The 13066-nt window shown below is 33.9% G+C and carries 12 protein-coding genes; 9 read left to right on the forward strand and 3 right to left on the reverse strand.

Annotated features, from left to right (window positions below; translation table 11 throughout):
* Positions 1-61 precede the first annotated feature (61 nt).
* Both QE109_RS11640 and QE109_RS11645 read right to left on the reverse strand, forming a co-directional pair.
* Entirely contained in the window at positions 62-1057 is a 996-nt protein-coding gene (locus QE109_RS11640) for an aminopeptidase (protein ID WP_281094698.1), read from the reverse strand.
* 235 nt (positions 1058-1292) lie between these two features.
* The gene (locus tag QE109_RS11645; RefSeq protein WP_281094699.1) at positions 1293-1703 is read right to left on the reverse strand and encodes a hypothetical protein; all 411 of its coding nucleotides are present in this window, start codon (positions 1701-1703) and stop codon (positions 1293-1295) included.
* Positions 1704-1883: 180 nt separating this feature from the next.
* Between QE109_RS11645 and QE109_RS11650 the strand changes: the two genes are divergently transcribed.
* The 5 genes from QE109_RS11650 (at position 1884) to QE109_RS11670 (ending at position 7583) form a co-directional block, all read left to right on the forward strand.
* The gene (locus QE109_RS11650) at positions 1884-2495 is read left to right on the forward strand and encodes a TetR/AcrR family transcriptional regulator (RefSeq protein ID WP_281094700.1); all 612 of its coding nucleotides are present in this window, start codon (positions 1884-1886) and stop codon (positions 2493-2495) included.
* Positions 2496-2629: 134 nt separating this feature from the next.
* Positions 2630-4693: an efflux RND transporter permease subunit gene (locus QE109_RS11655; protein ID WP_281094701.1), complete on the forward strand. Its 2064-nt coding sequence runs from the start codon at positions 2630-2632 to the stop codon at positions 4691-4693.
* Positions 4690-6609, forward strand: coding sequence for a hypothetical protein (locus QE109_RS11660; RefSeq protein WP_281094702.1), 1920 nt, complete (start codon positions 4690-4692; stop codon positions 6607-6609). Before QE109_RS11655 ends, QE109_RS11660 begins: the two co-directional genes overlap by 4 nt.
* A 117-nt stretch (positions 6610-6726) precedes the next feature.
* Entirely contained in the window at positions 6727-7071 is a 345-nt protein-coding gene (locus tag QE109_RS11665) for a hypothetical protein (protein WP_281094703.1), read from the forward strand.
* A gap of 209 nt (positions 7072-7280) precedes the next feature.
* A complete protein-coding gene (locus tag QE109_RS11670) occupies positions 7281-7583 on the forward strand; it encodes a hypothetical protein (protein ID WP_281094704.1) in 303 nt (100 codons plus the stop codon).
* Between the two features lie 61 nt (positions 7584-7644).
* On the opposite strand, the gene QE109_RS11675 is transcribed toward QE109_RS11670, so the two are convergent.
* Positions 7645-7794 (reverse strand): lmo0937 family membrane protein, encoded by a 150-nt coding sequence (locus tag QE109_RS11675; RefSeq protein WP_281094705.1) that lies wholly within the window; start codon positions 7792-7794, stop codon positions 7645-7647.
* 283 nt (positions 7795-8077) lie between these two features.
* On the opposite strand from QE109_RS11675, the gene QE109_RS11680 reads away from it, so the two are divergent.
* The 4 genes from QE109_RS11680 (at position 8078) to QE109_RS11695 (ending at position 13034) form a co-directional block, all read left to right on the forward strand.
* On the forward strand, positions 8078-9205 hold the full coding sequence (locus QE109_RS11680) for a tocopherol cyclase family protein (protein ID WP_281094707.1): 1128 nt from the start codon (positions 8078-8080) through the stop codon (positions 9203-9205).
* A 25-nt stretch (positions 9206-9230) separates the two neighbouring features.
* Entirely contained in the window at positions 9231-10214 is a 984-nt protein-coding gene (locus QE109_RS11685) for an alpha/beta hydrolase (protein WP_281094708.1), read from the forward strand.
* A gap of 167 nt (positions 10215-10381) precedes the next feature.
* Positions 10382-12586 carry a diguanylate cyclase domain-containing protein gene (locus tag QE109_RS11690; protein WP_281094709.1) on the forward strand — a complete coding sequence of 735 codons (2205 nt, stop codon included), beginning with the start codon at positions 10382-10384 and terminating at the stop codon, positions 12584-12586.
* On the forward strand, positions 12579-13034 hold the full coding sequence (locus tag QE109_RS11695) for a DnaJ domain-containing protein (RefSeq protein ID WP_281094710.1): 456 nt from the start codon (positions 12579-12581) through the stop codon (positions 13032-13034). The genes QE109_RS11690 and QE109_RS11695 overlap by 8 nt, the downstream gene beginning before the upstream one ends.
* Positions 13035-13066: the final 32 nt, after the last annotated feature.

The raw sequence follows: 13066 nt of genomic DNA on the forward strand, positions 1-13066 counted from the left end.
TACTAAGAAGAAACATGAGAAATGCTCCCAAAAAGTTAACTTGGGAGCATTTCTTTCGTTTCTATAATATTTCGAAATCAGTTGAAACAAAGTCCACATGAACAGGTGAGTCATTTTGGCCACCAAACAAGTTGTTCATACCAACTGCGATGTGACAAGTGCCTAACAATTTTTCATCAAAAAGCGTACAACCAGTGATCCCTTTTGATAGTTTATAACCGGGATTAAGTCCGATTCCAAATTCAGCAATGCGCATCGCGTCACCGGGAGCTTGTTTTAAATCTTCGAGAATCGTTTTTTCAGAGCAGTTTATCAAAATTCCTTCTTTAAACTCAAGGAGTACAGATTTGAAAAATTCGCCTTCCCAGTGTATGAGATCTGTTAAGAATTGACCACTTGCACTACTTTCAAGTGGTGCAATATAGATTTCACCTGCTGGAAAATCACCATTGCCCGCATCAATATGCCATTCTCTTCCACTGAGGTTGAACTCAAGTACATATCGATCACCAGTCTGTAACTTGATGTGATTATAAGGTTTAAATACTTCGATTTTTTCCTTGCAACTTTGCTCTAATGCAATGTAATCAATATCAACGAGCGTTTTCCATATCAACTCATAGCTTTCATAGGATAAACCAGCCTCGGTAGCATTTGCAGGTGAAGGTAATCTAAGTTGTATAAAAGACCTATTGTTGCTTGTCGCATGTGCAAAAATGCCTCTTATAAAGGTTACGAAATTAGCTCTAGCTTCGCCACTAAGCTGTGTAACCAAGCTAGTAGGGGCATATCTACATAAATCAACTACAGTCATGGCTTTATCGATGTCAAAATCACCATAAATTTCTTCTATTGAGAGTTGATTTGACTTTGCAGCCGAGAAGATAAAGCTATCACTAAGGTAAACACAGTGAACTTGATCATATAACATATTCATTTCTTCTGAAAAACTTTCAAATAATTGTTTATCTTCTTCTAACCCCCAAAAGTGAACTAATATTGAACCAGTTGGATTAATTGATATATTTTGAGCGACAGTTTTTATTGCGTTTAACATAAGTTCCTCCTAAAATAACATTTGTTTTTATATCCGTCTAATTAAAATATACAGGTTTGTTTTTATAATGTCAACATTTAATTTGATGTTTATAAAATTGAATTTTCGTGTAATCCTTTATAATCAATATTGATAAGGCAAAAAAAGCCTCTCTAATCAAGAATTAGAGAGGCTTTTCATACATTAATCAATGATAAAAAGTAAATTGTTTTTTAAGAGAATATTGTAATATTAGTTACGCTGTAAGATAAGGTTTGAAACAATCTGGAATATCTTCGTTAATACTAATGCTAACTTCAACTTGAATTTTATGTTGATCAGTCATCATTTTAACTTTATCTAGCCATTTACAAAGTTCTTTTGGTGTTGTAATAAACAAGTTAAAGACGCCATCTAAGTAGATTTTTTCGATGTCGTAGTTGTTGCTAATCATGCCATGTAAGAAAGCTATTAACTCATCAGAAGAACTGATCGGAAATTCTGAAATATTGATGTATCTAATATCGTGGTGAATTTCGATAATGCTTTCATTCGATTCTCCAATAAAGATGATATTGCCTTTAGAAGTACTCAGTGCAGCGTTTGCTTTTGCTATCATTTCTTTAGTTTTACCTTCACCTGGTTTACCAATAAGTAATTTGATCATAAAGTGCCCCCTGTAGTTTGATTTATGGATGAATCTAATTATATTTTACCCCTTCTATCAGATTTATACCAGAAATAATACAAAACTATTTGACCGTTCCAGTTATATTTTAATATAATAACAAAAGAGGGGATATCACTTAAAAATTTTAGTGATATATTCACTAGAGAGAGGTCTACTGTGAAGAGTAAATGGGATGAAAATAAAGAACAGAAAGAAGAAAGTTTATTTGATACTGCCTATCGCCTTTTTGTTGAAAAGGGATTTCAACAAACGACGATCAGTGATATCGTCAACAAAGCCGGAGTTGCAAAGGGAACGTTTTATCTCTATTTTAAAGATAAACATGATATTAGAGACCGAATTATCATTCGAAAGACTTATAAACTAATTGAAGAATCCATAGCAAAAGATGAAATTCAAGATTTGCCTAATTTTGAAGATCGCTTATTATTTATTGTTGATTTTATTATAGACTACTTAGATGATAATAAAGCGTTTTTAAGCTTTATGCACCGAGATTTAATCTTTGGAATATACAAGGGAACTTTTTCAAAGACTATTCCAAGTACTAACAGTCAAACAATTATGGATTTGTTTGTCGAGGGGATAAAACATAGTGACTATGTGATGGAAAGACCTGATTATGTTTTTTGTTTGATTTTAGAATTGGTGAGCACAGTGGCTTATAGCTCTATTGTACTAGGTGAACCTGCGTCAATTGATGTGATGAAACCATATCTTCATCAAAGTATCCTTGGAATCTTGAATATGTATAAAACGAAATGTTAAGTTTATGAAATATCGCTATGATCGTTGATTTTGCGGTATTTTTTTTATTTAAAAATAATTGACCAATGGTCAAAAAAGGAGTACAATCGTTTAGGAATTGACTTTTGGTCATAAAATTATAAAGGAGTGATTATTTGGAAAAGTTTGGTATGTTTGTAGGTCAAAAAAGAAAATTAATTGTATTTATCGCAATTTTGTTGATGATCCCATCGGTAATTGGCATCATGCTAGTACCGATCAATTACGACATTTTAGCGTATTTGCCTTCAGATGTTGAATCAGTTAAAGGGCAGAATATTTTGTCTCACACTTTTGAATCATCGAATCAGGGGTATTTGGTCTTTGAAAATACGCCAGAGTATATTATAGATGATAAAATCTCTAAGATTAAAGAAGTTGAAGGTGTACAAAAAGTATTATGGATTAGAGATGCCTTAAATATGGGCGTTCCTAAAGAGATGCTTCCAGAAGAACTTTCTGAAATCGTCTATCGAGATGATTGTGTGCTTGTTCTTATAAATTTTGAAGGAAATGCAACGGATGAATCCACACAAATGGCCATTGCTGATATAAGAGATATTAGCGGTGACAATAGCTATTTAAGTGGAATGGGCGCACTCATTAAAGATACCATTGATATTTCCAATACTGAGAAGATTGTCTATATGGTTTTGGCTGTGATTCTTACCATTATCGTACTTGCACTTACACTTAAATCAACGATTATTCCACTGCTTTTTTTAATCAGTATTGGATTTTCAATAGCAGTAAATTTAGGCACTAATGTACTACTGAAAGATGTATCCTATGTAACAGAGGCAATTGCTGCAGTACTACAACTCGGGGTGACGATGGATTTCTCAATTTTTCTTTATCATCGATATGAAGAAGAACGTGAACGCTACTCAGATCATATTGAAGCGATGGGAGTTGCTGTAAACAAAACTGCAGTTTCAATTTCCGGAGCTGCACTTACTACTATTGCGGGGTTTTTGGCACTATGTGCAATGAAACTTACCATTGGGAGCAATATAGGCATCGTCATGGCGAAGGGCGTCTTAATTGGTGTTATAAGTACACTTACCTTAACACCTGCGCTAATCCTTATTTTTGATAAGGCAATACATCGTTTTCAACATCCAGTTTTGATGCCAAGTTTTGATAAGCTTTCAAGATTTGTTGTGAAAAGGCATGTATTGATACTCATCTTAGGTTGTATGCTTTTGATTCCGGCTATTTATGGCGCTTCAAATACCAATGTGTACTATAAACTCGATGAGTCTTTACCTCAAGATTTACAGTCAATTGTATCGTTAAATAAAATGAAAACCACTTATGATATGGCAACGACACATATGATTTTAATCAAAGATGAATTACCCGATTACCAAATTAATGAAATGGTAAATCAAATTGAAGCTTTGGATGGTGTATCTAAAGTTATCGCATATAACAAACTAATAGGGCCTATGATACCTGTTGAGATGATTCCCGAAGAACTTTCTAAGGTTTTTTATCAAGGTGGTTATGAACAGATCATAGTCAATTCCTCTATGGCGGTAGCAAGTGATGAAACAAGTAAACAACTTGAAGAAATAAGGGCTATTATTAGGACCTATGATGAAGAAGCTTTAATTACCGGTGAAGGAGCACTTTCTCAAGATCTGATAGAGATTTCTGCAATCGACTTTAAGAATGTAAACATACTATCGATCTTAGCGGTCTTTATCATTATTATGATTTCATTTAGATCGCTCAGTATTCCAGTTTTATTAATAGCTGTTATAGAGCTTGCAGTATCTATCAATATGGGAATTCCATATTATACAGGTGCAACAATTCCATTTATTGCAACCATAGTTATTGGTACTATTCAGCTAGGTTCAACAGTTGATTATGCAATTTTGCTCACAACGCGTTTTAAAGAAGAACTTGGAGAACAGAAAAATAAGGTCGATGCGATGACCGTTGCATTAAAAAGCGCTTCAAAATCAATAATGACCAGTGGATTAACTTTCTTTGTAACGACGATATCGGTAGCAGCGATCTCTAAGATTGATTTAATTTCAAGTTTGTCAGGGATGATTGGAAGAGGTGCACTGATAAGTATGATCACGATTATGCTGATACTACCATCGGTTTTATTGATATTTGAGGGCTTAATACAAAAGACAACGATGAAATGGAGAAGAATATGAAAAGATTAACTCAAAAATTAACGGCGGTTGGACTTAGTTTAATGATGGTAGGCAGTATGCCAGTACATGCTGAATCCACTATGGGGATCTATAAAGATGAAACTGTATACGGATTGATTGATGCTTCTGGCAGTACCAACAAACTTATAGTAAGTGACTATATCCACAGTGATCATAAAATTGATACACTTATTGATTTATCAAATTTGGATGAAATCCACAATTTAAGAAGTGATGTTTTGCCTGAACTTGATCAAGATAAGTTAACTTGGACTGTTGATGGCTATGAGCTCAATTACCAAGGTGTTAGCCATGAAGCACTTCCTGTAACAACTCAAATCACATATTATTTAGATGGAGTAGAGATTAATCCATCTGATCTTGAAGGGAAAAGTGGTGATTTAAAAGTAGTTATCCATCAAGATAATCTTATTTATACAGAGGCAGAAATAATGGGGAATAAGCGTACGGTTTATGCACCCTTTTATACGGTAGCAACTTTACGTTTAGAAACTGGAATTTATACTGATGTACAAGTTAATCAAGGTAAAGTTACAAATGATGGAAGTAACTTTTTAGTACTGGGTGTATTGGCACCAGGTATGGTTGAGAATTTTGGTGATTTAGTAAAGCTTAATATTGAAGAGGATTTAGTAATCACTGCAAAGGTGGATCGCTTTAAGTTTGAACCGATGTACCTTGCAATGAGCAATAAATTGCCTGAACTGGATGAACTAACGTTTTTAGATCAAATTGATCAACTTGATGAATCTTTATCAGAATTTAAAGATGCTGGTAATGCACTTGTAAAGGGGGCAAGTGATTTGAATGATGGCCAAACACAGTTTTTCGGAAAATTTGATGAAGCGGTATCAGGATTAGATACTTATCTTAACTCGATTGTACTATTGTCTACAAACTTGAAACAAATGGAATCTCCAATGACTTCTTTAGTTGATGGCATACATGTGCTTGTTTCAGGAGTTGATAGTTTACAATCGCAGTCTCTACCGCTTACTGATGGATTTGTCAAATTTAGTGAAGGAACCAAACTTTTCACCGAGGGAGCTACAGCTTTAAGTGAAAAAGTGTCACAGTTATCAAGCGCATTAACGACACTTCCAGAAAAAGCAAATCAACTTTCGACTGCAAGTAATGGGCTTACAGAAGGTATTTCTTCATCTAGCAAGGGGTTAAATGAACTTGCTAATGGAAGTAACGCAATGTTGAGCTCAATGAAATCTTTCCAAAGCACACTAGAGGTTGGGTCAGATGCTTATAAAGCTTATGATAAAATACTCACTGAAATGGAGAAATTGAACACAGCCACAGGTGGCATCAATGAGGGCTTAAAGCAAGTTTCAAATAAAATGACCACTTATAACGATAAAGTGGCTGAATTTGAACGTCAGACAGCAACGCTATCAGCTACGCCAGAAATGTTGACTACCGGTGTAGCGCAACTTGCGGTAGCTTCTAAAGATTTATCTGATAACGCAGTATTACTTCAAGGAGGCAGTAAGCAAATGGTGGCCGGAATGACAGCCTTAGTAGAGGGAAGTAAACAACTTGAAAATGGGTTAGTACAACTAAATGGCGGCGTTAGCACACTTTTAGCAAAACTTCCGGAACTAGATCAAGCGAGCAAACTTTTAGGTGGTGGCTTTAACAGTTTGCAAACAGCTTCAGTTGAACTTGTCGAAGGTGGAAGCAAGCTTCATGATAGTTTAGTACAGTTTAATCAAGAGGGGATTGGGGCACTGACTAATAAACTCAAGGTAGAAGAAGGTAAACTAGATGAAGCACTTGCAATTAAAGATATTTTGGATCAACTATCAAGTGAAAACAGTACTTTTTCAGGAGCGCCTGAAGGATTTATAACCACAGTTAATTACCTTTTAAAAGTATCAAATTAAATTAATAGGTACTCAAAATGAGCGATAATATAATATTATATTTCGCTCTTTTCTGTTATTTTTTTTTTAGATTGTGTAATAATTAAAGTATTAAATAATATAAAGGGGTGGACCTTGATGCGTGGGATTGGTTTTTATGTAGGGCATGTTAACTATTTTGCACATGCCAATGCCTTGATTTATTCAATAAGTATGAATACTAACTTGTTAGAAAAATATGAGATATTCATGGCTGTTGGGAGTCATGTATCAACTGATTTTTTTAAGTTTGATGAAAGTATTGATTTGAAATTGGCACATTTGGTTATAGTTGAAATCCCTGTTAAATTGAGAAGTATTCCTTTTTTAGATAAATTAATAGCAGCTCAAGCGGTTGAAAAAAATGTGATGAAGGACTTATTTGGCTTGATGTTGAGTCTTACTTTTGTAATTTTAATTATTCTTTTCAAAATGCAAAAGTAGGTAAGGTATATGTTAACCCTGTAGATAAAAAAAACATAGGGATCACTTATGGATCGGATTTATCTTTTATATGGAAGGAAATCACTTCAGAGCTAGATGTTGATCTAATTAGCTTTGATGAAGTATATACTAGAGTTACAAATGAAAAAATTTATCCTTATTTTAATTTAGGTATGGTATGGCTTGAGGTTTGTAAAGGGGTTTTTAGTATGACAGTTGATGCATTACTTATATTGTTAGAGAAAGACTCAGTAATTGATTACATTGAGAAAAGTCCTATAGATATGCTCTTTATACATCAAGCCGTTTTCACTGTTGCTATGTTGAAATTATATGGTGATTCAATTTTGTCATTACCTCAAAGGATGAACTATCCACTTCACTTGATTAAAGAAGACGTAAATCCTCTTGAGCTCAGCCAAGTTCAAAGCATCAGATATGATAATTATTTTGATGATAATACTTTACCCTCTGATTTGATGCGATGGTTTAATGGTCAAGAAAAAAACTGAAATCATCATGACCATCTAAGTGTCACTTAATTTCAGCTTTTATATTAAACAAAATGATAATCTAACTTACTTTTCCTTTAATAAAATCAAAGATAAAGACAATTGCAGCAACTACGAGCAAGATGTGAATTAAACCGCCGCCAATTTTAAAGAACAAACCAAGTAACCAGAAAAAAACTACAATTCCTCCGAGCCATCTTAAAAATCCCATATATATTCTCCTTTCGTTAATGTTATTAGTAATATAATTTGCATATAGAAAATATACCCACTTGTAATGTGATTAATCACATTGCTAGAAATATGATACTTATACAACTGTCGTGTTGCTATTAAAAGAAACAAAAAATTTACAATAAGATGCTTTATTCATGCCGGATGTACCAGATAAAATAGTACTATGGATTTTGTGTTTGGGCATTGAGATTAGTTTCCAATTAATGATATTATAGTTACAATGATATCATTAGTGGTAAATTGAAAGGATGGAAATTATGAACAAAAGTGATCTTAGCCGAAACTTATATATGCTTAATGGGCCACTTGCTAAAAATGGCTATGATTGGTGGTGGCATAATTTTACAGGGTATAATCAAGTAACAGGTGAAGAAAAAACTTTTTTTATTGAGTATTTTATTTGCAATCCTGAGCTTGGTAATGGTCAGCCAATATTAGGACAGTTACCGACCAATCAGGCAATTGGTAGAAAACCTTCCTATGCACTTATAAAAGTGGGTGCTTGGGGTAAAGATGCAAAACAAATTCATAATTTTTATGCTATAAGTGACTTTAAATTTAAAGAGCAGTCATTGGATTTATCAATTGGCAGCTGTGAGTTATCAGAGACACATCTTTTGGGGAGTTGTTCACTTTCTAAAGAGGATGTAATAAAACATGAAGAATACATGTGTGATGCTGGAAGCATGTCATGGAATCTAAAAATTGATAAAAAGATCGCGTATAATGTTGGCTATGGTGCTTCAAAACTCTTTAGAAAACTCAATGCTTTTGAGATGTTTTGGCATGCTGAAGGGATCAAAACGGAATACTCTGGTACTGTGGAATTTGATGATAGCATCTATGATGTGATTCCTGAAAAATCATATGGATACTCTGATAAAAATTGGGGGTCGGATTTCACGTCACCTTGGCTATGGCTGAGTAGTTGTAACATGAAAAGTCTAATGTCTGGTGAAATTCTAGAAAATTCAGCTATAGAATTTGGTGGTGGTAAACCCAAAGTATTTGGTAAATCATTGAATAGAAAGCTCCTTGGTGGTTTTTATTATGAAGGAAAAATGTACGATTATAATTTCTCAAAATTTTGGAGAAAATCACATATTGATTTTGAATTTATAGAAGGTGAGCATTTCAATACTTGGAAACTTAAAGCTGAAAACAGAAAATCAATTATGAATTTGACTTTGGAGTGTCCAGTTGATGAGATGTTACTCATCAATTATGAGGCGCCAAATGGAACTAAAAAACACAATCGACTTTGGAATGGTGGAACAGGATTTGGCAAAATCGAACTTTTGAAAAAGAATCGCAACGGTACACAATTAATTGATTTAATAGAAGTTAAAAATACTGGGTGTGAATATGGTGAATATGACACTTAGTAAGTCTAATTGAAAGAGGCATAAAATGAAAAACGTATATATGAGTAAAAAGAATAAAGTTTCTAAAACTGGAAATCCTGTGAGTACAGCCATTGGTGTAGGTGTGGGTGTTGCTCTTGCAGCGGGTATTTCATATATAATGAGTGACCATTTTTATAAGAAGGCCATTAAGAGAACTAATTTTGAACAATCTAAAATATCAAAAGCAGCAGTTAATCCCGATTCTGACTTAAGCGGTAGAGAATGGATCGAAGATGTAGGTTATGAGATTTGGGAACTAATATCCTTTGATGAATTAAAGCTCAAGGCTTATTATATTCCCTCGAAAATACAAACCGACAAAACTGTCATACTTGCGCATGGTTATGGAATGGAAGCAAAATCTATGGGTGATTTCGCTAAATTTTACAGAAACCAATTAGGATATAATGTTCTACTTCCAGATGCAAGAGGTCATGGTATGAGCGAAGGCCATTATAAAGGTTTTGGCTGGCATGAGCGAATTGATTATCTAAAATGGATTGAACACGTTAATCTCACCAACGGATGGAATGAGAAGATTGTATTACATGGCTTGTCTATGGGAGGGGCCACAGTGATGATGACAAGTGGAGAAGTTTTGCCTCCCAATGTAAAAGCCATCATAGAAGACTGTGGTTATACCTCAGCGTATGATCAAATTCAATATCAATTTGGACAACAATATAAACTTCCAAAATGGTTAGCGATGCCAAGTACAAATTTATTAACCAAATTAAGAGCTGGATATTCTTTTAAAGAAGCAACTGCAATTGGACAAGTGAAGAAAAACAAAATTCCAATGCTGTTTATTCATGGCGAGATTGATGATTATGTCCCTTATGATATGGTCCATCAGCTTTTCGAAGCATGTACTGCGCCTAAGGAAATTTATACAGTCCCTGATGCAAATCATGCTGAAGCGTTTTACAAATCTCCAGAGACGTATATTAAAGCAGTTAAAGAATTCCTCGAAAAGTATGTCTTATAAACGATTTGTTCAGCTCAGTTTGATGCTCATATAGGTATACAAGGAAGCAATTTCAATTGAAGTTGCTTCTTTTTTGATTAGTTAATCAAATATAGTGATATAATTAATATAATGGTGTATAAATGATTTTTTATGTGTCCAATATGTAGTTGAGTAAGGAGTAGCTAATGCGTGACAACTTGGAAAAAAGCGTTCTTTTTGAAAATATAGCAGTGACAATTCCGAAGGGATTTGCCTACTACAAAATTGTTTCTGATTCTAAAGCGAATTCACTTGATTGTATAACACTGGGGATGAATCGGATCTATAGAGAGATTTTTGGTTATTCAGAAGACTTTATTGGAAAACCTCTTTCAGAATGTATTAAATTCACTCAGATCACCCAGATATGGTTAGAAAGATTTGATAAAATTGCCAATAGCGGAGAAAGTGAAACTTTTGAATATCAAATGCCAAGTACTAATCTCTGGTATTCGGTTACTGGTTTTTCTTTTTTGAAAGGCTACTATGCAGTTATTATTGACAATATTACTGAAATTAAGAATTTATCAATTGAGAATGAGAAGTATTTAAGAGAGTTTGAGATGATATTCAATGGAACACAAGATGCAATTTTTGTGTTAGAAGTATTGGAAGATAACGTTCTCAAGTTTAAAAGACTTAATAAAAGCCATGAAATAGCCACGGGTTTAACAACAGAGCTTGTAAAAGGAAAAACACCTTTTGAGCTTATGGGCAATAAAGTGGGCCAAGAACTTTATGATAAATATATGACCTGTGTTTTATCAAAAACAGCCATTAGCTACGAAGAAACACTTACACTCTTAACAGGTACTAAGACTTGGCTTACGACATTGTCACCAGTTATTCAAGACGATGAAGTGATACAAATTATAGGCTCTGCAAGAGATATCACCGATAGAATTGTTGCTGAAAATTTATTGAATCTAGAAAAAGAGAAGATGAGTGTCACACTGGAATCAATCAATGATGGCGTTATAACCACTGACTTAGAGGGAATTATCACTTACATCAATGATTCGGCTCGGAAAATCATTGAAATGCCAACGGGAGTGGTTATAGGAAATAATTTTGATGATGTGTTTGTAATTCATGAAAGAAATATGCGGAATTTATTGAAGGTTTATCTGCTTAAAGTTTTTAATCACGAATTTGATGTAGAAAGATTTAACAATTTGGTTTTACAGACAAATGATTCGGTAAGTAAAACCATTACTTATAAAAGAGCACCAATAATAGGCGCTGATAAAATGCCAAGTGGTGTTGTGATTACTATAAGTGATGAAACCAAGCATGTTGAAAACGAAGAAAAATTAGCGTATTTAAGTTTACATGACAAACTTACTGGTCTTTATAATCGGACTTTCTTTGATGAAGAGTTGATCCGATTGGATACAGAAAGACAATTGCCTTTATCGATCATTATTGGTGATGTCAATGGACTCAAAATATCAAATGATGTTTTTGGTCATCTAGCAGGAGATCAACTTCTTATTGAAGTAAGTAATATATTTAAAAGCGTTTTACGTGCTGAAGATATTATCGCTAGATGGGGAGGCGACGAGTTTGTCGCACTTTTACCAAACACTTCAGAAAGTGTTGCAAAGGAAGTCTGCGATAGAATCAAATCACTTTGCCAAAAGGCAGATGAAAAACCTATCAGACCAAGCATATCACTTGGAGTAGCCACTAAGTATTCTAGTGAGCAATCAATCTTAGATCAATTTAATATTGCAGAAGCACAGATGTATAAAAATAAATTGAGTGAAAGTAAACAGAATAGAGATCAAATTATAGGCTCTCTTAAAAATAGACTTAAAGTTCTAAATCTTGAAACAATTGAACATTGTGATCGCATCAAAATCATGGTAAGAAGTATTGCAACAAAGATGAACTTAAACAATAGTGAAGTGGAACTACTGGCTATATTGGCAGATATTCATGACATCGGAAATATAGGGGTAAAAGCAAATACCCTTTCAAAGGCTGGTTTATTAGATGAGTATGAGTGGATTGAAGTCAAGAAGCATCCAGAGATTGGTTATCGAATTGCTCAGGCCAACGCAGACTTAATAACTGTAGCGGAACTGATTCTCACACATCATGAAAATTGGGATGGCTCTGGATACCCTCAAGGTTTGGCAGGAACTCAGATCCCTAAACTCTCACGTGTACTTAGGTTATTTGATGCATATGATGTCATGACGCATGAAAAACCTTATAAACGTGCGAAGACAAAAGAACAAGCTTTCGATGAAATAAGAAAATGTACTGGCACTCAGTTTGATCCTAAATTTGCAGAATTATTTATAAATGCTATTAAAGACAATGAGGATGTAGTCAATGAATAGTAGTGAGATAAAAAAGAAAATAAGACAATTGAAAAAACAAGAAATTGAAATTCGTACTGAGTATGGTCAGCTAAGCAGAACTATACGAACTTTGATTTGGGACAGTTATTTTACAGAAAAAAACACAAATAAAAATGATGTTAAAAGCAAGACTGCAAAGTATGATATTGATTCACTTTGTCAATTATCAGCAGAAGAGCGAAAATCTGTTTTTGATGCATTTTTCTTCTCAGTTTATATTCAATATTATAAAGAAAATGGTGTTCCTATTTCAAACTTGTCAGATCCAAGAATTCTCAGTGTGTTAGGTTTAAGTCAAGGTGTTTCAATGAGAGACGTAAAAGAAAGGTTTAGAGCGTTAGCACATGAACATCATCCGGATAAAGGTGGTGATCCTGAAGTTTTTATGAAGTTACTTGAAGCGTATGAAAAAATAAAAGAAGCCTGAATAATTTTTTATATCCAACTTGTTATGACATA

This window comes from Fusibacter bizertensis (genome assembly GCF_029914245.1).
GTDB classification, from domain to species: Bacteria; Bacillota; Clostridia; order Peptostreptococcales; family Acidaminobacteraceae; genus Fusibacter_C; species Fusibacter_C bizertensis.